The organism is Bacillus cereus group sp. MYBK227-1 (assembly GCF_051916325.1).
Taxonomy (GTDB): Bacteria; Bacillota; Bacilli; order Bacillales; family Bacillaceae_G; genus Bacillus_A; species Bacillus_A cereus.
The window spans coordinates 168,779-192,518 of sequence record NZ_JBQAGK010000007.1 but is presented as its reverse complement, the minus strand read 5'-3'; the positions used below and the strand labels follow the sequence as shown (position 1 = coordinate 192,518).

The window sequence follows — 23,740 nt, the reverse complement described above, 5'->3', positions numbered from 1 at the left end:
AATTTTCTTTTAAGGTCCTGTTACAATAGAATATGTCAGTTTTGACTCATATGAGGTAGCACCAGCTTTATTCTCAACATACGTACTATGCGGATTTAAAGTTAAAGCTAGGGACTTATCATGGAAACTAACATTATATTTACCCATACCCTCATCTTTTTTCGCACTTAAAATCGTAACTTGATTATCTGTGTCTATAATATAGTTAGTTGTTTTAAACTCCGGATTTGGTGAACTTGTCCCTCCTACTTTTGTAATAGCAGCACCACCACTATTCAAGACTAAGGAACCCTTTGGAAGTGTTCGATTTGATTTTGCATCTCCACTTACTTTAAATTGATCTGCTTTTACATTGATTCTCCAACCATTCCCTGAACCAGTTGCATCTGTCACTGTTAGCACACCAGGATTTGCATGTGTCACTTGCGTTTCTCCACTTAGCGTTACGGCGTTAAAGTTACTAATTGGTGTAACGGCAATATTATGTTCGCCACCTGTTATACTTTGATTTAGTTTTGTATCAGCTGTTGTTGCTGCACTTGCAGGTGTACCCATTAGTGACATGCCAAGGGCCAATGTTGCTAATGAGGGAATCATTACTTTACTGAATCTCATCATAATACCTCCTTATGTTTTAAAAGGAGGGAGCTATATGAAACACGCCCCCTCTTATTTTCAATCCAAAACTTATTTGTTGTTCCAAGAATCTACATCTGCATTGCTTGATGCTTTTGTGAATCTTGCCAGGATCGTATCATAACCACCTTGAATTGCTTTCCATACGAACGGGCCAATTACTAATACGATGATCACCGCTAACGCGATTAACATACCGTTTTCTGATGATAATTGTGAGTCTTCATTTTTTAACCAACTTTTCATTTTTGCTAACATTTCATTTCATCTCCTTTATATATCGATTTTAAGAATCTACTAAAATTAGAACTTATCTATTTAAATCTTTAATTACTTATTCCATGAATTTACGTCTGCATTACTTGATGCTTTTGTGAATCGTGCCAGGATCGTATCATAGCCACCTTGGATTGCTTTCCATACAAACGGGCCAATTACTAATACGATAATGACTGCCAGAGCGATTAACATACCGTTTTCTGATGATAACTGTGAATCCTCATTTTTTAACCAATTTTTCATTTTTGCTAACATGATTGAATCTCCCTTATCCATTTATTTGAGCTATACGTAATAAACATCATTCATCTAAATCTTCTATTACTTGTTCCAAGAATTCACATCTGCATTATTTGATGCTTTTGTGAATCGTGCCAGGATCGTATCATAGCCACCTTGGATTGCTTTCCATACAAACGGGCCAATCACTAATACGATAATGACCGCCAAGGCGATTAACATACCATTTTCTGATGATAATTGTGAGTCTTCATTTTTTAACCAATTCTTCATTTTTGTTAACATATATTTTGCTCCTTTACTTATTCCATTTTTGATAATTCCTTCTATAAGCTTGCAAATCCTTGCATTAAAGATTGAATAACAATCACCATTGGATAAATCACAATACATCCAATAACTGCGACGTTAAATTTATTCATTTCCATCGGCTTATTTTGAATGAGACGGTTATAGTTCTCATGTTTTAACTCGCGCATCATTTTAATTTGTGCGTCCATAATGCGAAGACTCTGTACCTTGTCTGTTTTTTGTGCTTGTTGCAATGCAATCGTAAAGGTATTTACTTCTGGACTATTTAAAGCAGCAGCAAAGTTTCGAAATGGTTGATCCGAGCCCGCATACATTTCTAATTCCGCAGTAAGTGTAGATACATACGGACGAAGATGTCTTCCAGCATATATCTCTGCCTTTTTTACTGCTTCTAATGTTGTATGTGTTTTTAACAACTGCAACATTGGAATTAGATACTCTGGTAATTCGAACTTCCTAGCTTCAATCGCCTGTTTGCTTCTTTTCTTTAATAGATAATCAGGATAGAAATAAAGCAATGGTGACATTAGAGCGCCTACTTTAAATAAATAGTAATCATGAAATACAGTACATATTAAGAAGACAGAGGTAAAAATGATGGGATATGCTACCTTCATTTTCAGATATTCTTCTGGTTCCGTATCCAAGCCAGCTTCTTCTAACTTTTTCTGGATCTGCTCTTTTTTTTCTTCTGTCAGATACTTATGTGATAACGACTGGAAGGGAGCAAGCATCATTTGATTTAAATTCTTCTTTTCAATTCGTTTTGCATTTTCTACATAGTTCGTAAGTAAGCTACCGCTGTCTTTTTTACTTTGTAGAAAGGTAGAGAATATCCAGTACATGACAACGAATACCACTACAGCTAAAATCGTAGACACCTTATTCCCCTCTTTCTGTTGGGTTATAATTTGCAATCTTTTCTACACGGGTTGCTAGAAAAAATACAATCAACATATTTACCACTAACGCAATTTTCCCCATCATAGAACCTGCTAAAAATCCATATGCTTCTTTTGACATCAACATAATAACAATTGGCATGGCGATAACGATTAAGCAGTTCTGTACAAAAGCACGTTGTGCTTGCGACAAACTAGAACGCAATCTTGCCAGGTATAGCTTTTGTTTTTCAAAATCTTCTGCAATATCTAGTAGGACTTGTACTGAATTTGTTCCACCTTCTCGGCTACACACTTCCAACATTTCATGGAAGAATACCAATTCTCTAAAGTTAAACGTTTCATTGAATTCTCTAAATGCACGATGCATTGTGGTTCCACCTTCTAATAAAAGAGAAACTTTTTCTATTTCTTCTTGAATGCTTTCATGCATCATTGGTTTCACCTGAACTAACACACGTTTTGCATTGTTGCTAATTTGAAGTGCATTTGCTACTGCTTTCATATAGATAGAAAGACGGTCAATGACAACCAAGTAGTAACGTTTTTTTCTTCGATAGAGAAGAAACCTTGGAACTAAAAACCCAGATAAAACGGTAATCAGCGTAAAAGGATCTCTACCAAAAGAAAAATAGAATACTGCTGCAATACTCATCCCAGAAAGAATCGTATATATCCAGTACATACTCTTTGTCAATTTCCATTCGTACTTTTGAGCTTCTTGGATAACGGATTGTGGTAGATACATTCGTATCCCTTTAATATTTCTTAATTCCAAGCGCCTTTCTACTTTCTCGTTTTCTTGTACAAATTGAGAGAGAGCAGAACCCTTAGATTTTGTAAAAAGTAAAACGAGCAATCCAACACTAATAAAGATTAAAAATATACATCCATAAGCCAATAAACTATGCATACTGCACCTCCTGTTGTGAAAGGAATGATGCATAAAGAGCTGGATTTACAGTAGAAGAACGGAATTTCTTCTCCATTTCAGCTGACATCTTGGCTGTAATGATATGATCTCCATGAATCTTTCCTACTCTTTCATTCATTTCATCATATTCCTCACCCGAAGGGATAAATTGAGAAAGCTGATTGAACTGTATATCATCTTGATAATCCAATAACTCAATCATCTCTGTAATATAGCGATTTCCATCATCTTTCTTTTCTAAAAAGACAATCACATCAAATGTCTGTGAGATTAATTCATATAAATACTGGGCATCGATATTCGCACCACTTTGCAGACACATGAGCATTAAACGTCTAACTGCTTCTTTTGCACTTCTTGCATGGACAGAGGTGAAACCAGGATGTCCTGTTTGGAAGAAGTTAATCATTTTTAACGCTTCTTTCCCCCTCGATTCCCCTACAATTAATCGCTTTGGTCCTTGACGTAAAGCATTTGTTAACAATCTATCAAAGTCGATTGCATTTTCTTCTACTTCCGATGCCCTACATTGCATCGGAACAAAATGATGTTCCGGAAAAATGCGATGCAAATATAATTCAGGGTTATCTTCTACTACAAGAGTACGTTCTTTTTTCTTTCCTTTCGGAATGTGAGAAGCAAGATATTTCATAAACTCTGATTTTCCGGTACCTGTAGCTCCAGCAACTAGAATATTCATTTTGGCTTTCACGGCGGCAGCCAAAAAGTCCAACATCTCTTTTGACGCTTGATTGGTAGATAACATCCGCTCTTCAGAAGCACGAAGGTGATCCGCATTCTTACGAATCGTTATTGTTGTTCCGAGTCCCCCAAGTTCATCTAACGCAATATTGATACGTATATATGGAAATACACAGTCCACATACGGCTTTGCTGTATTTAATGACTCTGATGTACTGTTTACCATCTTATAAGCTAGAGCTTTTACTTCTTCTTCCGTCTCAAATCGGTAAGGAAATGTACATTCTCCCTCTCCAATTTTTTCGTAAATGATTTCTTTTGTGCCATTGATATAAATATCCGTTACATCCTTATCTTCTTTTAAAGGTTCTATAATCCCAAACCCCACAATTTCGTCACACACCATATTTAGTAACTGTTCAGAAGGTACCTCTGAAATGACAACCTGATTACTCAATAAAAAGCTTTTAATGATTTGTTCTACAGCTGCTCTCTTTTCTTTATTCATAAAGGATTCACTTAGGATATCACGATGGTCTTTTACTAAAAATGCACGAATTTCATCTGTTATATCTTTAATTTGTTGAGCTGTAGTTGTTCCTAACTTTCGAGCTGATTTAGAACGAATCATGTAACCAAAGTGATATAAATCCACTCGATTTCGCTTTAAGGCGATTTGTTTTTCCTGTAAATAGCCCCACATACTCCTTGACCCCCTTTTAATTTCGTAAACCAAAGAGACCCTTTTTCATAGAGGATTGCTGGGATGGAATACCAAGACCAGCTGCTTCCATAATGTGATGGACCTTTGTATTAATTTGCGGGGAACCAAATTGCATCCCCCATTCGTAACTCGTACGATCTCTGTCATACGGAATTGTCACCGCAATTTTTTGAGAAGAAAGCTTTTCAATATCTTCTACATAATTCTCATCTGCCATATTTAGCACATGAATCATTCGAGGTAATGTTAGCTTTGCATTTTCTATTAATTTTAATTCTCGCTTAATTGCTATTGCACCACGAGGGTTGCCATTTAGCACATGAACAACAAGGTCTGATTGATATAGGATCGGATAACTTAGCACCTCGGATAATTCAGTTGGTACCGATAGAATGATGTAGTCATATTCTGTATCTACAAGTGATTCGATAAATGTCGTTACAAACAATTCTTTGTTTTGAATCTCTGGGAATTGAGCCAAACTATAACCTGATGGAAATACCAGAAAATCCATCTTATCGTGCAATTTTTGCATCAATCTTGGATTCACTTTTTTCTCTAACAAATCTTGCTTGGTACAAATATACTGCGAAAGATTATATTCATTTTCTTTTCTTACAAGCTCTAGCATGTTTTTACTCTCATGGCTAAGACCAGTTCCAACCGCAAAACTTGGTCTTACTTGGTCCGCTTCTACATAAAGCACCTTTTTCTCTAGATGAGCTAACTCATTTGCCATCGTAATACTTAACGTACTTTTTCCTACGTTCTCATTTGTGGCATAAAAGGCAATGATTTTTACTTGCCGATCCATCTAAAAAACTCCTTTCTTACTTAGATTCGTTCAGATACTGCGCTACATACTCTTTTACATTTTTAGAAATTGGATTGGTCGAATGCTTCTCTACATAGTCTAAAATGTTCTTTTGATCCGATATTTGCGAGAATCCTTCAGCTGGTTCTAGTTCTTTCCCTGTTTGTTCTACTTTTTGTCCGACTGCAACAGGAATTACATCTCCAAGCGTTTTTGCACGATTTAAATATTGAAGCTGTTCAGGTGAAACAGCCAGTGTATATAATCGCGTTACCTTTGGCTTTTGTTTTCCTTCTTGTTCCTCTTTTGATTCTTTCTTTTCTAGCACGAAGGCATCTTCTGTATTGCTATCCTTTGCAGCAGTCACACGTACACGTTGGAAAAGACCACCGAATACTACCTTTTCATTGTCTCCTTCTTTTACAACCTGTTTGAAATATAAGTCCACATACGTGTTCGGAATGATACTATTACCTGAACTTGTTTCCAAATCAACGAGTAACGGGAATGCAACTTCTCCATCTTTTAAATTTAAAATGGCAGAGTCAGGTAACTCTTCTTTCTTTACTACTTTGTTTTTAAAGAGATAGCTATTTTCTGTAATGGGCTGCCCATCATTTGTCCACTTACCTACTACTTCTTTTTTATTTGCACGTAATGCATTGGGGGGAATCGCATCACCAGGTAATGTTCGTTCCACTAGCATGTCTTCTTTAATCTCTGTATGCGCAGGTATATCCTTTGCGGCTACAACAATCTTTGTTGGTTTTACTGCATTTTCGACTGCGAAATGATTGTACCCATAGATACCCGCTACTGTTGCAGCAGCTAAACCTACCGCAGCAATCTGCTTCTTTTGAAACTTAGATGGCTTCAATGTTTGTATTCCTCCTTATGTAGCCTTTAAACGCAAAAAAAGGACACACCTATGGCATAATGCGCCTTAGGTGTGTCCTTTTAGCTAATCTAAAGTCTATATGAAAATGTTGGATTTGGTTTCTTTAATATTACAATTTCAATATTATGATATATGGAGTTTCATGTCAATCATTTCTAAAAAAAATATTATTTTTGCCATTTCAAAACTCTGACACGAAAACCCAAAAACCCTTAAAAACGTTGTCATATCAAGGTTTTTAAGCTATTAACCCACACTCAAATATGGTATAATGAATATAATGTAACTGAATATTTTAGGGTGGTCGGTTGCTATCCTTTCTCTTTCATTTTATGGAGAAAGGAGGTGATCGAATGGATATACTTTTCACGATAGCAATTGAGATACTGAAAGTAATTGCTAGAGAAGTCGCTGTATTTTTTGCAAAACGAGTAGGTAAATACCTATCAACGTTTTGGAAGAAAAGACAAAAAAAGCGACGAAAAACGAAAAGAACCACCCACAATGCCGGCAAGCGTTTGAAGGGTGATTCTAAGAAAAAATAAACTCTTTTTTAGCAACCATCCACCTTGCGGTAGTAGTTACATAAGGCGAAGTGTTAGCAGCACTTCGTCTTTATTAGTTTATGCAAAAACTATCTTTGTAATACTTCTACACATATTATAACACCAACTATAGTACATGTCATGTATATTCCTCTACTATAGTTGGTGTTATAAAACAAAGTACTTTTAATACGAAATCAATTTCGTTCCTGTTTCAAAATACTTTGCAGGAGCATAGCTTTTCCCATTCCGATCTTGAAATTCGTTTCCAATATAAAGCGATACAATCATTGCGACAATCCCCATAATAATGACACGTCTAACACGTTGTTTCTTCTTTTTATCCACTCTAAATTCCCCTTTCTATGAAAAAAAGGCACATCCCATTAAGGGATGTGCCTTTGGTTTATCCATTCAGCTACTAGTTAAGATGGATATATTATTGTGTCGACTCACCTAATTATACTATATTTTATGTTTATTTCCCAGTCTTCATGTAATACCAATCCGTCAGTTTATGAAGTAGTTCCTCTTTCCCTACCCAGTTCCATCCTACTCCACTTCCTCCAGGGAATGGATCATCAGGAAATACTCTTCTTTTTATGAAATCATCGTACGCAACACCCTTAATCTCTACTTGCCCAGTTAAACATAAACTCATTTCATTGATACCTGCTGGAGCTGTTTCTACATTAAAGGTATATACACCGTCTTTTGTCTTTAGTGGTGAATACCATTTTTGGCCACCATCAATGATTTTCTCTTGTCCATCCCAATATAAAGACTTAGTAGGTCTTTTACTATCAAAAACATGTCCTGTTGCTTCAGATAAATACATATTTTTAGGTAGGAACTTCGCTGTATTATCTTTAAGTTCTATCTTCTCTAAATCTTGAGTAGCCTTTAATCCTTCGTCTGCAAATGGATATTGTGCCTTAGCAGCAGCAAATACACCAGGGTAATTTGCATTCCATTCATTTTTATATTTTCCGTTTACTTCATACGAAAATCCATAACCAGAATGCAGCTTAGAAGGAGCTAAATTATCAATACTCCCTGTCAAAGTTTCATAATACATTTTCCCAACTATATCTTCTTTTGATACCCGTTCACTTACTGTTTCTACTACACCTTTTACACTCGTTACACCACACATTGCCTTTTCTTTTGAAGGCTCGTAGATTGCTGTTTTAATAGGATTATTTTTATACGTAGTTTCCTCTATGTCTATGCGATTACTCGCAGGGTTAATTTCTGCTTGAATTGTGCCTTTCCCTTTATGTTGCCAGTCAAGGCTCAAGGTTTTCTTTTCTCCCTCAGTTAATCTTACCTTTTGTGATGATACTTGTTGTCCATTATGTTTTAACACAACTACTGTTTCAGGGTTCGTATATTTTTCTTCTAATACATCTAATTTTTTAAGTTTATTCTTCTCTTTTTCAACCTTTTGTCTTGCATTATCTAGCTTACTTGCCGCACTATCTAGTTTATTTTCTTCCCAAGAGCAGTCTCTATCATAATAGTGATCCTTTCCCTCGGCATCTACTTCATAAATTGGATCACGGCGACAATAACTTAGACTAGATTGAGCGCTATCTCTCTCCGATTCAGAGCTATTTACTTCTTGTTGAGACTTATTAATATTGTTATTTACCTTTGCTCTATATTGGTCACGTTCAGGCTTGAAATTATCACGTGATACATCTACCCTCGTCTTGATATTTTTCCCTTCTCTTGCTGTTTCTCCTTCAATTCTGTCACTAGAAAAGTCAATTTTATATTTAAAGTCATCTTCATCACCTGGATCTGGGTTAGGTGTTACTTCAGTGCCACAGTTACCATCTATGGTGAAATCAACGTTTTTCTCGTTCGATTCCCTTTGAACAGCATCAAGCACTTTAATTTTTGCAGTATATCGCCCACACATTTGCGGCTGCCATTTCACATCATCTTTTACAAACTTTCCAGCATCTCCTTCATTAGACTTTTCATTATCTTTTTGTGGAGTTGAACGCAAGTAATTTTCTTGATGATGCACAGTTTCACCATCTTTTGTAATATCTAACATCCATTTAACTCGGTTCCGTTCACCTGCAGCTGCTTGATAAGGATTTACTGTTGTGCCATTTGGATCCCGATCATTATATCCTTTATTTTTACTTACATATTCAAAACCATTAAATGTAAATTTAACTGCTACATCCTTTGTACTACTTGAAGCTTTGAAATCTTTTAATTCCGGCTTATTTGTGCGTACATACCATAAATTGTACTTATTAACCCCCTCTACAGCACCCGCTCCCGCATAACCACCAGAAAGATAAGCAATATCACGAATCCAATAAAACATTCCAAAGCTTTTAAAATCTCTAAAACCAGTAATTTCATGTGGCAGCATTGATTTTAAAACAAAATCCGGATTACCCCAATACTTATCTTTAATAACAGATGCATTTACACGTTCTACTTCTGTTACCATTCGATCTCCTACGGGCACTTTATCATTAAAATAACCTTCATTGGCAATTCTCACAAATGGTTCTGTATTATCTTCGTTCTTAACCAAATTTTCTTTTGGATTCCCCCAATTAAAGGCACCATTATAAACAGCCGGATAATGAATATCTGCTTTATATAATGTTTTTACTGGCTCAAATCCACCTCCTGGCCGAAAATATTTACCCGGCATTTGTAAATCACTTGAAGTAAGAAATGTATTATCTTCTCCATTATAAAAAGGTATATCAATATTTTTGGCATTAGCTATACTCGGTAGCATTAACACTGTTGAAGTACATAAAGTTAATAGTAAATTTCTTTTCAATTTCATTGATTTTTCCCCCTAAAATATAAAAAAGGACACACCTATACCATGGGCTGGTACGTTAGGTGTGTCCTTTCCGTATCTTTTATTAAAATTGTATATTTGGTTTTTAAGATTACTTATTTAGTATAACATTAATTTCCCTTAATTTGAACATACATCATGTCTTTTGACATTGATTGTCCAACACGAATCTTATAACCAGCTTTTTCATAATTATTAATTGAATCTTCTTGTTTTGTTTCATCAATCTCTCTATCTAAATTCATTCCAGTTAAATATGTAACCCAACGTTTTGTTAACTCTACAGTTGCTGGATTGTTATCTAAGAAAATAATTTTAAAATCGTCCTTTTTCCCACCAACAACAAACTGTCCACCTACATATGACCCCTCTGGATAATACATACCATCGTCCATTATATGTACACTACCAAGTAAATCCTTGTATCTAAGGTTTGTACTATATTTTTTATTAATTTCTTTCAAGATACTTTGAGCTTCTGGAGTAAAATGTGGTTGTGCATATAAACTTTCTAATGCTTCTGGATAATATTCAAAACCTGGTTGTACAAGCTCTGGATCGAATCCTTTAGGTACTACTGGTTTTGGATCTGGCTTCACTTCTGGTTCTGGATCTGGTTTCACTTCCGGTTTTGGATCTGGCTTCACTTCTGGTTTTGGATCTGGCTTCACTTCTGGTTCTGGATCTGGTTTCACTTCTGGTTTTGGATCTGGTTTCACTTCTGGTTTTGGATCTGGCTTCACTTCTGGTTTTGGATCTGGCTTCACTTCTGGTTTTGGATCTGGCTTCACTTCTGGTTTTGGATCTGGCTTCACTTCTGGTTTTGGATCTGGTTTCACTTCTGGTTTTGTTTCTTTTTCAACTGCATTAATAGAGTTATATAAGAACTGACTATACGCTTCACGTGTTACAGACATTGTTGGAGAATACATATTACCTCCTGTACCAATTGTAACCCCATTTTCCTCTAATGCACTAATTGCACCGTAAGACCAAGAGTTTTTATCAACATCTGCAAATTTTGTTGTTTTCGTTGCCTTAAATTTAAATGCATTTGTAAGCACTTGTGCCATTTGTTCACGAGTTAAAATATCATCTGGACCATATTTCCCATCACCAAATCCATTCACAAGTCCTGCTTTAGCAAGTGCTCTGATTTCTTTTTCAAACAAATGCCCTTTAATATCAGTAAACGGATTTTTGAAACTAGCATCTGCATCTGCTGGTTTAACGTACATATAGATCATACGAGCAACTTGCCCACGAGTTACATTGTCACCAAAGCCAAAGATATTATTTCCGTACCCTTGCACTACTTTACGGTTTGTTAAATCATAAATTGCTTTCGTAGACCAGTGATTTGCTGGGACATCATTGAACTTTAGTGAATCTGTGTTATCAGCCTTAGCAGTAAATGCTCCTGCTCCTAGTAATGATGTACCCATAATTGTTAATGCTGTTGCTGTTTTTAAAAATTTGTTTGCCATTGTTTGTTCCTCCAAATATATTAGTTTTTTCATAGATTCTTTTATTGTACCTAAATTAAACATAAAATCCAGATACTTTAACATATAAATTAATTAATTAGCGTTTTTTTATAACTGCTGTTCTATATGGAAAATATTACCATATAGAAATAGGCTTGTAAAGTATTTTTATATATTTATTTATAAATATATTTTTCTAACAAAAAAACTATACTTTTCAGCATAGTCTTTTATAGTACAAGTCTTAGAATTTTCATTATTTAAAATACACTTGTCCCAACCCATCTTTACTCGCCCATATCGGAGCCTTTATGCCATCTACCCCAATCAGCTTAAATATGAAGAAATGGTGTTCTGCTTTCACCTTAAAAGAAAGAGGTTGACTATGATCAATGCGTCCCTTTGTATACTCATACTTCCAGCCATCCATCTTTTCTTCTTTCATTCTTTTCTCTATCCCAGGGACTAAATCCACCCTTTTTCCATTGTAATCATATTGAAATCCACCCTTATTCTCTGCGATTTCAACCATATCAGAAGCAAAGTTATGTGCTTTCACTAACTGTATTCCATACAAAACACCTTCGGGTAAAAGGCTGATTAATAATAAAGAAAGGGTAAGGAATAGAGCTGTAGTTACTGTATTTTGCATTCTTAATGCACCTACTCTTTTTCTTTATTTTACGTTTCCACCTAATTGTTTTTCTTTTGCATTTGCATCGTAGATAATAATGCTCCTTGCTTTACTCTTTATTGTTTCTTTTTTCTCATCAAATTGCTTAAAATAACTAGCAGCTTCCGCATCACCTTCGACAGCAATCATTGCTGGTTTCTCCTGTACATCATGGACAGTAAAGTTACGTTTTGAAGCAGGATCTTTAAAATCCGCATTACCGTTATACGCTTTTTCAAACTCTTTTTTCGCTTTTTCTGGATCAATAGCTATTTCTTCTTCTGCACGCAGAGTACCTACTTTTACAGACTTAGCCACAGCTATCTCGCCTCCCCTTTCTAAAGACGATTTATTATCAGTATGTGTTGTATCTCCAATCACCATATCAGTTACAAAGAATAGACAACCTACAAATAACAGCAACATACTTGCTGCAATAATAAACTTTTGCATTCCTCTTCACACTCCCTTAACTTTCAGACTTTCGAAATCGAAATCCACTTAAAATGGAACTTTTCTTTTGGTTCAACAATTGGTTTGGTAGCAATAACTCTGCTATTTCCTTCATTATTCCTTCTAACTCTTTATAATAGTTCCGACTAGATAGTAACGTACTACTATTTAATTGAGATTCAAATACATCTTCTATCTCATATGGTGGTAAAGCAGTTATTACCTTATCTCCAAAACATTCTTCTATTACTTCATGCTTTAAAAGTGCAGAAGAAAACTTATTCCCAATGATTCTCGTTTTCTCTAAATCTAAGTAAGAAACGAGCTTTCTCTCTTTTGGTGTAAGAGGATGCGCTATCTTTAGCAATTGATGCAGATCTGGTTCCGCTACAAAGAATATGTAATCTGCCATTTCACAGATCTCATGGTATAAATCCTTATCCCAATCGCTCCCTGCATCAATAATAGATATAGGTGCTTCTTGGTTGGCCAATAAAACCTTAATAAAATGGTCAAAGTCCTGCTCTGTTTCATTTTTCAGCTCTTGGTCCACTATAGGATTCTTTACGATATAATTTATTCTTCCTTGCTTCCATTTTGGAATTGATAATATATCAGATTCCTTCTGTAACATCTCTTTATACCGCTGCAACATAAATTCACTACGATAGTTTTCTGGTGCTTCTGTATATCCCTTTAATAACGGATACGTATAGCCATCATCATATAGATTCTCTATATAATTCACATCAATCTGTAGTTCATTTAAGTAAGCTGCTAAAAGATGTGAAACAAAAGTAGCACCACTTCTCCTGTTCATGCTGGCCACAACAATTGTTCTTCTTGGAATAGCAATACCGATTTGTTTTTCATATACCGGCTCAAAAGCCAATTTATACTGTTTTTTAATAACAGGTGCTTTTGGCATCTTCTCTGAGACAGACTTACGCTTTTGTTTGTTTTTAAATAGTTTGTTGGAATTAGAGGCAGGTTCACAGTTGCCGCCTTCCCCTAATTCACTTGATGCTTCCTCTTCATCCTCATCAAGAGGAACCTCGGGCAACTTTGTTTGTTGCGGTGCCTGACTTGCTCCTACAATTTCCGCCACATTTTTAATATCCGATTCCTGTAGCAGCTGCGGGATGACTTTATTATCAATATCAATTTTACGAGAGTTAAAAATGTCATAGATACCTAGATAAATCAGTTTCGCCAAAAACTCATCATCATTTTCACGCTCTGTAAATACCACAATACGAATATCGCGATTAAAGCGAATATCTCTTAATTTCTGTAAGATAATCAATTCACGTTTCTCTTCATGTCCCGCATCAATATTTAATCGTTTGTCATTAATACAAAGAATATTAGGCTGTTCCGTATCTAGAATTTCATCTAGATACTTGATGTGCATCACATCACTATCAGCTACTTCAAATCCCGCACCAATAAAATCCTCACGTAAATATGCCGTATATACAGTATCGCTAATAGCTAAAACGATTTTTTTTACCATAGTGAACCTCCTACAAACTCTAACGTTGGATTAAAATCATGTTTTCAATTGGAATTTGTGCCTGAAGATGAACCTTCCCAATAATCTCATTCAAAATATACTCCATTTCAACTTGTTCCATTGAACGTGGAGCCCCAAAATCAGAATTTAGTTTTACTCGTATTTCTAATCGATCTTGTATCTCATGTAAAGGTGTATCAAGATAAAGAAAGCTGTAGTATAAAACACCATCTTCAATATTTTTTTGAATCATATCCTTTGTTTGATGAATAAATGTAACCTCAGCAACCTCAATAAAAGGATTATCAATGGTTACTTTGCTATTCCAATTTAAAGTCCAAATCTCACAATACTCTTCCGCATGCACAACAACTCCGTTTACAGAAGGTGTAATTGAGAAGAAACGATCTACAGGAACTTTGGTTAATAAAGTGGTATCACCTTTCACTAATTCAAATCCTTTTTCTAATCGTTCATGTTCAAAAGCATATTCAGCACCACTGTACGCAACTTCACAAAATACTTGTTCTAATAAAGGACGAATTCCCTCATATGTTCGTATAGCAAACACACTAAATTCCTGTGTTTCATCTGTTCGAATGATTTCGTACAATTCATATTCGGATGCATTTGTTAGAGCAAAAGGAATGTCTTTTATAAAATTCGGATCAGTATATAAAGTCTCAGGTATTTGTGTTTCAGGGTGATGTATAAACTCTAGACATAATTGATACCCTTTTAAAAATGCATTCTTAACAGCTGCAGGGAATAGAGTTTCAAAACGCTTTACATTATTTTTAAACGTTTTTTCTTCAATTTCGTTATTAAATTCTCTTTCTTGTAATATATTTGCTTTATTTCCTAGTAATAAAAAGTAATGATTAATAATGCAACTAATATTCTCCTCAAATGCTGCATTGTCCTCACAATACTTTGTAAATCTCTCTTTACTCATGTTTACAATTTCATTCATAGTTCAAATTCTCCCTTTTTTGATATTTATACAAAAAAAGACACACCGATGGCAGGTTATGTGCCTTCGGTGTGTCCGTTTAGCTAGAAATTAAATCTATTAATTTGTATATTTCTCTTAGTTAATTGTTGTTCACGTATAAGAATACCTCTATGAATTTTAAAAGTCAATAGATTAATTACCCCCTTGGAAACTTATATTTATTCCTTCCTTCTATTTTTCTATGTATCTAATCTGAAAAAATACAAGTAATTAAATATAAATAATCACAAGTATTTTATATACAAACAACAAGAAATATATATAACTAAACTCAATTATTAATTATAAAGAGATTTAGAAAATACCTCTAAATCCTTGTATTACATACGTTCCTTGCTATTAAGATAAATTCCCTATCGTAATATCCCCAATACAAACAAGCCTCCCATCATATAATTCACAAATTAAGAAGTTAAATACCATATTACTCAGAATTCACAAGTATTTAATAAAATAATTAAGATATTCACAAGTATTTAATCGAATTATAAACACACTGAATCGTATTTAAACGTAGCGTTAGCAGCTTATATACTTGCGTAAAAATGCTCGTAGAAATATTTTCCTAAATAAAAAAGCATGTCTTCAAAATAAAGAACATGCCAAATAACCCTTGCTTTTAAGTGATTTTTTAACAAGGGCTGCTGTATTTATTTTTTTAAAAATTATACAAAGTCAGGATAAACACCATTTTGCTTATAATAATTTATCCTTGTATCGTGTCTTTCTTCTACAGATAAGCTTTTTTCTTTAAAATCCGTCCATGAATCTCTAAACTGTACACGCATAAATGCTGGAATAGAGAATATTTCTTGCTCTTTTGTGCAACTTTCAACTTGATCTAACGCATAAGTCATTGCGTAAATTAGTAATTCATTTTGTTTTTGTTTTGTTGGTAAATAGATTGCGTGATCAACAATTTCTTGTCTAAATGCAGTCATTATATTTTCTTTATCTTTTTTTCGTAACGCTTGTCCCATATGCTTTAAACGAGACACTGCTTCTTTTCTGCACTTTGCTATTGGTCTATTTAATTCTTTTTTATCATTCTCTATTACGCAGTTTGAAGAAAACACCACACTAAACTTCTCAATGATGATTTGTTTTACCTGTTTTCTTACACTTGTAATTCGTGAATCATTAGAATTTTTCTCTTTAGAGTCAATTGCAGTAAATTGCACAATAGGTTTTATAATTTCTATGTATTGTCGTACTTTTTTTGCATTACGCTTTAATCTTTCTTTTAAGAAAGCCATTCTTCTTGTGATCTGGAACTCATCAATATTATGTTTATAATGTTCCATACCCACTTTTCTTGAAAAAGTGTTGATTAAATTTAGAAGGAACATAATTCCCCTATTATCACGAGCCTTTACTAGACTACTCAGTATCATTGTTTGGATAAGGTGAAATGGAATACGGAAATACGAAAGCGTTATACCTGACATGTTTGAAGTTTCCGAAGCAGTATGGTTATACAATGCATAATCTACAATTTCATATACAGTACGATTTCCAACAGGTGTTTCTTTTACAAAATTACGCTCCAAACAAACTTGAAAACCTGTATAAATTGTTGTGTAGGGAATCCCGCTTTTCTTAGCAAGATCCATTATTTGAAATTCACGTGGAAGCATTCCTATATCATTACATTCAAAGTGAAGCAAGATGTAAGTAGCTAAAGCTGAAGATGGTAACTCTTTTCTTTCATTTTCTAGTTTTATGGTGTTTAATAGTCCATCAAAAAACTTAACCCCATGAACTTTAAAGTTCTGTTGGGAAAAAGCCATTTGCGTATGCATAATGTTGCTAACTCCTTTCAAAAGAGCAGAAAAAGGCACTGTCATACCACGGATACAAAATATCACTCATAAAAAAAGTAATATATGTATTATCACGGTAAACAATGCCTAAAAATACGCAAGAAATCCCCTTTTTAAGTTGCACAAATACATAAGATACAGTAAAATTATCTTATAATTTCATGCAAAATAAAAAGGTTTATTGGCTTTGTTTACCGCTGTCGATCGGAAATTTCTTTTGGGAATTTTTGTGCGGTGTACCACAATGAAGTAGTTGGCGCTACTTCATTGGGCTGATGAACCTTTTTTGCTTTATTATATTTTATTTTTTTATTATATAAATATTTTATCGTTAATAAATCTGTATCTAGAAAAATACAAAATTATTAAAGTAACTACATCATATATAGTTTTTTTCATCGTTGCAAGGTGATTTTCTAAAAGTATGACCTTTATTGAATGATTATAAATGAAAACTACCACTCAAACACCCCATTGAGCGTCGCTCAATCAAAAGCCAATCCAATACAAGTAAGAACAACCTAAATATCCATCGATCAACTACCTGATTAACGCTCAATCAACAAAATATTGCTGTAAAAAGTTCGCACATGGTGCTTTTATCATTATTTTCACATACAATCACCCGATTAATCACCAATCGCTCACGCCATAAAACCAACATTATTTTCAATAGATTGAGTGGTGATTGAGTGGTTGGTTTTATTATATTAAATGAAGTCTCGATCAGTCAATTAATCACCGGTCAATCGGTTTGTTATTTTGAGGTGGCTGATCAGCGAATGATTGAGTGGTTGTTTGTTTATGAAAGTTTTAGAGGAAAACAAAGCGTGCATTTCTAATAAAGCTGATTGACTGGTAAACTATTTTTTAAGGATTAATGTAAAAAGTTCGCATAATAATAGTTTGATACTACTAATTAAATAGAATGAAACTATTATTAAATAGGAGGATATAGATGGAGAAAATTAATTCGATACCAAAACCTTTTTTCGAAACTTTGGGAGAGCATGGTACAACTTATTTGGTATATGGGTACAGAGTTGCACAACCTAAGTTATATTTAGGTGAGTTTAATTCATTAAAAGAAGCTAGACAATTCATCTATAAATATGCTTATAATAATCCTCAATGGCTAAATGCAGACGGAGACATTAATGAATATAATAATAAACCATCTAGACCTGAAAGTGATAATAAAAGGTATAAGGGCGTAATTGAAAAAGAATATAAAAAGTATGCCGATTTTAAAGGTTGGAAGAAATAAAATTAGCAAACTCTTTATATTGTAAAATAACAAAGTAAACTATACTTGAGTGCCATGATTATTACAGTTTAAAACAATAGTTGTGAAACACCAATTTGAGGTGGGAGATGAATGTCAGTTGGAATAAGCCAACATATTTGCTATCATTTACTTGTACAGATTGCTCTTCGAAAACTGAAGAGATGAGGTTGGTTGCAGAAAAACGTTACAACCGTAAAATCTTCAACGTTCTATCGTCCCATGCTTGCCGAAGTTGCGAAAACCAAGCTAAAGTAGGTAGTGTGGTGCGCCAACGTACAAGATACTTATGTTCTCACCGTAGGGACTACGGATAGAGCCTGCTAAGATAACTAGTGGATACATTGGTATTCGCAGGAATCTCCCACTTCAAACAGCCCGTAAGGACGTTAAGTGGTGAGTAGTTCAAAAATGATATTAAAGATAATCAAAAAATAAAAGACTATCAAAAGATAGTCTTTTATTTTTTTCCAAAAAGCTTTGAGAAAAACCCGCCTTTTTGTTCAGTATTTTCTTGTCTCTGAGCATTAGCGCTTTTTTGTTCTTGAATTAATCGTATAGTACTCATTAACTTTTCGTCACGTTCCTCTAAACGCTTATTGATTCTATCGAAATTATCCTGACTTTGTTTAGCCACCGCAGCGAAGAATTCCATATTTTGTTTTGTTAATTCTTCAGTTACTTTAGCTGTAACTTCTTCAGTAATCTTTTCAGTCAAAGCTTCTATAAAATCTAGATTGACCTGCTGTGCTTTAACTAATGAAGTTTCTTTTGGTTCACCATCACCGTCAACATCTTCAGCATAAACATTTCGAATAACCGTCGGATCCATATCTAAAAGCCCAACAATTTCGTGCTTTTTCTTTGACTCAGAATAATAATGTTTAATCTTTTTTACTGTATCAATACTATCCTCATGAACATATTTAAGTTGGCGTTCTTTTTTTATGTTCAAGTACTCATCAAAATCGTTCAACCATCTACGAAGAGTACTTTCAGGAATATCAAGCATGGTTGCTACTTCAGATACGCGATAATAACCATCGCTTAACTGTTCATCAATCATTTGCTCACCACCTAACTATATGATGCTTGTCCTATATACATTATATAAAAATTCTATAGAAACTAAAAGAACACCTTTGTAGATTGCACAAAATATCATGGTTTTTAACGCTTTATCACTCAATCATTCATTGCTCATTCATTGGATTTTATATCTAAATTCCGATGTTATTGAGCAGTGATTAGTTGGGTGAGCGTGTTTTATTGCTCAATATTTACAAAATCAGCACATCATAGAAACAATTAATCTACTCTTATGCCAATTAATTTTTGCATATTTCTAATTACAAATAAGAGTTATTAGGTAAAAACAAAGGAATATATTATCGTAATTATTACGTTAATTAAATCCGTTATTATTACGGGTGATATTACGGTTAATATTTCGGAAGTATTTAAAGTATTGATATTAAAAGGTTCTTGATAAAAACGCAGAGATATATTATAGTTAATACATACGATACTTCGGAAGTATATTCCGAAGTATCTACGGTGAATATATCGGGACTAAATCCCTTAATATTTTTATTGCTTTTTGTGTCTATACATAAATTTTGCTTTTTATTAAAGGTGGTGTGAAATTAGTGTCTAATATATCAATGAACAGCAATGAAATTATTGATGTACTCTGTGAGAATTTAAATGACGGTATTTGGGCTCTACGTGTCCTATATGCTGAGGGAGCAATGCACAAGGAAAAACTTTGGGATTGTATCAATCAGTATCATAAAGAATATCAAATTGAAAATGAAAAAGATTATGAAGGAAAAAAGATACTTCCATCGCGATATTCTTTGGATATTATGACTGCACGACTTGAAGGGGCAGGGTTGATATCTTTTAAACCATTTGGACGCGTTCGAGTTTACGAAGTGACAGATCTAGGTAATGTTTTGATCAAAGAACTAGAAAAAAGAAAAAAGAGTTGAGAAAAACAACTAAAATATATACTTGAGGGAGGATATACATATGGCAGGCAATTTTTCAGAGATCGAAAGCCAAGGAAATATTAGTTTAAAATTTGGATTCTTAGGACTAGGTATGGGTGGATGCGCAATCGCAGCGGAGTGTGCAAATAAAGAAACTCAAATTAAAAATAACAAATACCCATATCGTGCGATTCTTGTTAATACAAATAGTCAAGATTTTAACAAAATTGAGATTAAAAATGGGGGAAATGTACGTAAAATACAGTTAGAAGGATATGAGCAGGGTGCAGCTCGTAATCCACAAGTTGGTGAGGAAGCATTTGTAAAGCATGAATCAAAGATTTTCGAAGCAGTTAAGCAGGAATTTGAAGATCGTGATTTCATTTGGATTACTTGTGGCCTTGGTGGAGGAACAGGAACTGGAGCTCTATTAAAGGCAATTGAAATGCTATATGAACATGATTACAATTTTGGATTATTACTAACTTTACCACGTGATGCAGAGGCTTTAAAAGTATTAGAAAATGCAACTTCACGCATTCGTAGTATTGCAATGAACCAAGAAGCTTTTGGCTCAATTGTATTAATAGATAACGCTAAACTATATAGAAAATTTGAAGAGGAAAATCCAAGTGCTTTAGCAAACGAATATACTAGCTATAGTAACAAATACATTGCTGATGCATTACATGAGATTAATCTAGTTACTTCATCATTTACACCGTTTTCAGATACACACTTTGATGCGAGTGAATTTGCTCAAGTAATTAATACACCAGGCGTTTTATCATTAGCAAAACTAGAACTAAAATCAAATCAATTAGACACTGAAAACCCGCTAGGTTACTTGACTCAATTAGGGAACGCACTAGAAAAAGGCGTTTTATACGATACAGAAAGAGAAGAGCTAGAAAGTGCTAAAAAGAGCGCACTATCTATCGTTACATCACCGCTACGAGCAGGTCGATTATATAACTTCTCTTTCCTTAACCAAATGGAAAACTTCTTAAAAGAAAGAACTCCATATGTAGATGAACGTCCTATAGCTCCATATGTTAATAAACATACAGCGAAAAAAGAAGAAGATATAGTAAAATTCTATTCAGTTGTTGCAGGACTACCATTGCCAAAACGTGTGAGTGATATTATTGATGAGATTACGAGAATTAAAGAAGAACGTGAACAAGCTAATTCTAAAAAATCAAATGCTGTTTTAAATAAACTTTTTGCATTTGATGATTCAGTACAAGAAGAAAAACCTAAAAAGAAAAAATTGAATTTTGGTGCTGAACCCGAAGTAGAAGTTGCTGACGATTCACAACCAGCAAAGAAGAAATTATCATTCTAAACAAAAGACCGACAAATATAATTTTTGTCGGTCTTTTTCTATTTCAAAAGCAATAAAAAACTACAAGGAATAAGTATAATATCTATTATATTTTCTGTATGTATTATACGGCTTTACATAATGTGATAGTTTAAATAATTTGTTAGGCCGTCCTAACAATTGTATTCGTATACTTTATCCTTTAATAAATTGTTCGGTTAAAACATGTTTTCCGTCCGAACAATTTTAAAAGAACTAAAAGACTATATAAATCAATGTTTCTAGCGTATTTTAAGCAAGAGAAGTAATTCAAACTTCAGCGTACGAGTTTTAGTATCTAGATTAGCGCAAATTCAGTTTAAACTTTTAATAATTTACAACTATATTTTGCTGTAATAAGATATATAGAAATGGTTGTTATTTATTGAAAATAAATTCGAATTATGGAGTTGCATATAATGAAAAGTAAAACGTATAAATATACAAGCAAAGGCACACAGAAATCTTTTCGTTTAAAAGAGGCTGATATATTTGTATTTACATTTTTATATTACAAAAGGCATCTTACTACACGACAAATTACTCAGCTTTATAGTGCGTTTGAAGGCAGAGATTTTTCTGAAGATAGTGTGTTTACAAAACTTAATCGTTTTTCAAAATATGGTGCTATCCTGACCAAAAAAATTGATAAAAGAGATGATAGTATAACCAGACGTGCGACATTCTCCTTAAAAGATAGAATGGTTGATTACCTTCAAGAAATAGGAAGGATTCCTGTAGGATCATCAAAACGTAGATATTCTTCTTCAATCTCACTACATACACTCTGCTCACGAGAAATATTAGTACGCACACTTTTAGAAGTGTCGAAAAAGACCAATACGAATAAGATATTATGCGAGCTAGATATTCGCTCATATCATCAAAAACAAAAGAAAACAGAAATTGAAGATGCAGGTTTACTCTTAATTCCCGATGAACATATTTCATATCAAGACAAAAATATTTACATTGAAATGGATATGTGCAAAGAAACCAATGCTACCTTAGTTGAAAAGGTGGGGAAGTATATTGAATATGCACAAAAAAACACTAAAAATATAACTGTTGTTTTTGTTATGTATGATAAATCGATGTTTCTTGCGGAAGATGCAGAACCACCATACGTACGCATGAAAAATCTCTTATTTTCTATGCGTGAGTATCATGAACTTTTAATGAATCTACCAAATCTAAATATGTACATCTGCTCTTTGAAAGAAGCTGGAGATGTTATTTCAGATATCATTCTAGGAATAGATGATAATCAAAACTTTGAACAAGATATTCTTTTACCTTTATCTCAACGTACAGTAGGAGATGCCGATTGGCGCTACGCATTTGTTGAAAAAGTTCAAACATTTAAGGAAACAATAGATGGTGGTCTTAGACGAACGTATAGGAGAGATATAGATGCTATGCAAGATTTCTTCTTTATTTTTGGCAATGAAAATGATTACCGAATGATTGCTAGATTAGACGATGTTGTGTTTTCAAGAAGAGAAGGTGATGAGGGGGTGCCACTTGTTGTGATCTATCCAAAGCGCAAAAAGGCTAGAGATATACTTTTAATGGACACCTATGACAATGTACTACTTCTATCGCTCCAAAATGAAAGTGTTACTATCGACTCGGATGAACAAATCATGGCACGTACTGCAAATAACATACACCCGAAAAGACGCAAGCTTGTTGAATTATATTAATCGTATATTTTTTATATACTTTTATACAATTTTATTGATTTTTATTATTTAAGATGATAGAATTACGTTTGAACTAAACACAAAAAACTACAATCAAATCAGAACATATGAAATTAAGGCAAGCGACACACGCTGTTTTTACAGTGGGTGTCGCTTGCCTTTTTTTATATGGAGAAAGGTGGAAAATCAAAATGGATTTACAATATGCAACAACTACTACTGGGGGAGTGTTCTCTGCTAGAGAAGCGTTTAAAAATCCTGAACTAGTCCTCAACCATATGACAGAAGAGGGGGCAACGTTTAGTGTTTCTCTACAAGATATCAAAATCCCAGGAAAACCGAATTACTACTGGTATGATGTAATCATTGAAACAGCAACAAATAAAAAAATAGAAGTAAATATTGCGGTACTTTCTCAGGAAGAATATAACCAGCTCTGTGCAAGAGATAGTATTGATTTATATTTAAAACAAACTGAAGATGCAGCAAAATTCTTTTTAAAAAAATCAAAGGAACTATTTCAACCAGAATTCAATAATCGATTCAAGTTTAAACATAAAGCTCAATTATGTCTGTAAGAGGTAGGTG

Annotated in this window: 24 protein-coding genes; 6 read left to right on the top strand and 18 right to left on the bottom strand. The window is 33.9% G+C overall.

Annotated elements, in window-relative coordinates; translation table 11 throughout:
• Nucleotides 1–9 precede the first annotated feature (9 nt).
• The 9 genes from ACTFRM_RS25220 to cpaB form a co-directional block, all read right to left on the bottom strand.
• On the bottom strand, nt 10–615 hold the full coding sequence (locus tag ACTFRM_RS25220) for a WxL domain-containing protein (RefSeq protein ID WP_088021305.1): 606 nt from the start codon (nt 613–615) through the stop codon (nt 10–12).
• Nucleotides 616–687: 72 nt separating this feature from the next.
• Nucleotides 688–894 (bottom strand): hypothetical protein, encoded by a 207-nt coding sequence (locus ACTFRM_RS25215; protein WP_017762535.1) that lies wholly within the window; start codon nt 892–894, stop codon nt 688–690.
• Between the two features lie 72 nt (nt 895–966).
• Entirely contained in the window at nt 967–1,170 is a 204-nt protein-coding gene (locus tag ACTFRM_RS25210; RefSeq protein ID WP_000879955.1) for a hypothetical protein, read from the bottom strand.
• Nucleotides 1,171–1,236: 66 nt separating this feature from the next.
• The gene (locus ACTFRM_RS25205) at nt 1,237–1,440 is read right to left on the bottom strand and encodes a hypothetical protein (RefSeq protein ID WP_000956352.1); all 204 of its coding nucleotides are present in this window, start codon (nt 1,438–1,440) and stop codon (nt 1,237–1,239) included.
• Between the two features lie 41 nt (nt 1,441–1,481).
• Nucleotides 1,482–2,348 carry a hypothetical protein gene (locus tag ACTFRM_RS25200; RefSeq protein WP_000104076.1) on the bottom strand — a complete coding sequence of 289 codons (867 nt, stop codon included), beginning with the start codon at nt 2,346–2,348 and terminating at the stop codon, nt 1,482–1,484.
• 1 nt (nt 2,349) lies between these two features.
• Nucleotides 2,350–3,282 carry a type II secretion system F family protein gene (locus ACTFRM_RS25195; RefSeq protein ID WP_440021087.1) on the bottom strand — a complete coding sequence of 311 codons (933 nt, stop codon included), beginning with the start codon at nt 3,280–3,282 and terminating at the stop codon, nt 2,350–2,352.
• Nucleotides 3,275–4,708 carry a CpaF family protein gene (locus ACTFRM_RS25190; RefSeq protein ID WP_000264602.1) on the bottom strand — a complete coding sequence of 478 codons (1,434 nt, stop codon included), beginning with the start codon at nt 4,706–4,708 and terminating at the stop codon, nt 3,275–3,277. Before ACTFRM_RS25190 ends, ACTFRM_RS25195 begins: the two co-directional genes overlap by 8 nt.
• Nucleotides 4,709–4,724: 16 nt before the next feature.
• Nucleotides 4,725–5,543 (bottom strand): AAA family ATPase, encoded by an 819-nt coding sequence (locus tag ACTFRM_RS25185; protein ID WP_440021089.1) that lies wholly within the window; start codon nt 5,541–5,543, stop codon nt 4,725–4,727.
• Nucleotides 5,544–5,559: 16 nt separating this feature from the next.
• The gene (cpaB, locus tag ACTFRM_RS25180) at nt 5,560–6,420 is read right to left on the bottom strand and encodes a Flp pilus assembly protein CpaB (protein ID WP_000804774.1); all 861 of its coding nucleotides are present in this window, start codon (nt 6,418–6,420) and stop codon (nt 5,560–5,562) included.
• A 374-nt stretch (nt 6,421–6,794) separates the two neighbouring features.
• Here cpaB and ACTFRM_RS25175 point away from each other — a divergent pair, with 374 nt between their 5' ends.
• Nucleotides 6,795–6,986 carry a hypothetical protein gene (locus ACTFRM_RS25175; protein WP_000353180.1) on the top strand — a complete coding sequence of 64 codons (192 nt, stop codon included), beginning with the start codon at nt 6,795–6,797 and terminating at the stop codon, nt 6,984–6,986.
• A 186-nt stretch (nt 6,987–7,172) separates the two neighbouring features.
• On the opposite strand, the gene ACTFRM_RS25170 is transcribed toward ACTFRM_RS25175, so the two are convergent.
• The 8 genes from ACTFRM_RS25170 to ACTFRM_RS25135 all read right to left on the bottom strand — a co-directional run bounded on the left by ACTFRM_RS25170 (nt 7,173) and on the right by ACTFRM_RS25135 (nt 16,780).
• The gene (locus ACTFRM_RS25170) at nt 7,173–7,334 is read right to left on the bottom strand and encodes a hypothetical protein (protein WP_000358429.1); all 162 of its coding nucleotides are present in this window, start codon (nt 7,332–7,334) and stop codon (nt 7,173–7,175) included.
• Between the two features lie 130 nt (nt 7,335–7,464).
• Nucleotides 7,465–9,816, bottom strand: a complete 2,352-nt coding sequence (locus ACTFRM_RS25165) for a hypothetical protein (protein ID WP_440021093.1) — start codon at nt 9,814–9,816, stop codon at nt 7,465–7,467.
• Between the two features lie 128 nt (nt 9,817–9,944).
• Nucleotides 9,945–11,384 carry an S-layer homology domain-containing protein gene (locus tag ACTFRM_RS25160; protein WP_440043743.1) on the bottom strand — a complete coding sequence of 480 codons (1,440 nt, stop codon included), beginning with the start codon at nt 11,382–11,384 and terminating at the stop codon, nt 9,945–9,947.
• A gap of 193 nt (nt 11,385–11,577) precedes the next feature.
• Nucleotides 11,578–11,973, bottom strand: a complete 396-nt coding sequence (locus ACTFRM_RS25155) for a DUF4320 family protein (protein WP_044798381.1) — start codon at nt 11,971–11,973, stop codon at nt 11,578–11,580.
• A gap of 24 nt (nt 11,974–11,997) precedes the next feature.
• Entirely contained in the window at nt 11,998–12,447 is a 450-nt protein-coding gene (locus ACTFRM_RS25150) for a hypothetical protein (RefSeq protein WP_050822523.1), read from the bottom strand.
• Between the two features lie 16 nt (nt 12,448–12,463).
• On the bottom strand, nt 12,464–13,963 hold the full coding sequence (locus tag ACTFRM_RS25145; protein ID WP_000239324.1) for a hypothetical protein: 1,500 nt from the start codon (nt 13,961–13,963) through the stop codon (nt 12,464–12,466).
• A gap of 19 nt (nt 13,964–13,982) precedes the next feature.
• Nucleotides 13,983–14,936: a hypothetical protein gene (locus tag ACTFRM_RS25140; protein WP_001002933.1), complete on the bottom strand. Its 954-nt coding sequence runs from the start codon at nt 14,934–14,936 to the stop codon at nt 13,983–13,985.
• Nucleotides 14,937–15,643: 707 nt separating this feature from the next.
• Entirely contained in the window at nt 15,644–16,780 is a 1,137-nt protein-coding gene (locus ACTFRM_RS25135; RefSeq protein WP_098349396.1) for a hypothetical protein, read from the bottom strand.
• Between the two features lie 979 nt (nt 16,781–17,759).
• On the opposite strand from ACTFRM_RS25135, the gene ACTFRM_RS25130 reads away from it, so the two are divergent.
• Nucleotides 17,760–18,068, top strand: a complete 309-nt coding sequence (locus ACTFRM_RS25130; RefSeq protein ID WP_440021097.1) for a hypothetical protein — start codon at nt 17,760–17,762, stop codon at nt 18,066–18,068.
• A 478-nt stretch (nt 18,069–18,546) separates the two neighbouring features.
• Here the strand turns inward: ACTFRM_RS25130 and ACTFRM_RS25125 are convergent, their stop codons facing one another.
• The gene (locus ACTFRM_RS25125; RefSeq protein WP_000564664.1) at nt 18,547–19,152 is read right to left on the bottom strand and encodes a DUF3967 domain-containing protein; all 606 of its coding nucleotides are present in this window, start codon (nt 19,150–19,152) and stop codon (nt 18,547–18,549) included.
• Nucleotides 19,153–19,750: 598 nt separating this feature from the next.
• On the opposite strand from ACTFRM_RS25125, the gene ACTFRM_RS25120 reads away from it, so the two are divergent.
• The 4 genes from ACTFRM_RS25120 to ACTFRM_RS25105 all read left to right on the top strand — a co-directional run bounded on the left by ACTFRM_RS25120 (nt 19,751) and on the right by ACTFRM_RS25105 (nt 23,730).
• Nucleotides 19,751–20,080 carry a hypothetical protein gene (locus ACTFRM_RS25120; RefSeq protein ID WP_033689979.1) on the top strand — a complete coding sequence of 110 codons (330 nt, stop codon included), beginning with the start codon at nt 19,751–19,753 and terminating at the stop codon, nt 20,078–20,080.
• 40 nt (nt 20,081–20,120) lie between these two features.
• A complete protein-coding gene (gene repX / locus ACTFRM_RS25115) occupies nt 20,121–21,428 on the top strand; it encodes a plasmid replication protein RepX (RefSeq protein ID WP_000918307.1) in 1,308 nt (435 codons plus the stop codon).
• 437 nt (nt 21,429–21,865) lie between these two features.
• Complete coding sequence (locus ACTFRM_RS25110; RefSeq protein WP_440021099.1) at nt 21,866–23,152, top strand: replication-relaxation family protein; 1,287 nt, start codon at nt 21,866–21,868, stop codon at nt 23,150–23,152.
• A gap of 191 nt (nt 23,153–23,343) precedes the next feature.
• Nucleotides 23,344–23,730: a hypothetical protein gene (locus ACTFRM_RS25105; protein WP_179880220.1), complete on the top strand. Its 387-nt coding sequence runs from the start codon at nt 23,344–23,346 to the stop codon at nt 23,728–23,730.
• Nucleotides 23,731–23,740: the final 10 nt, after the last annotated feature.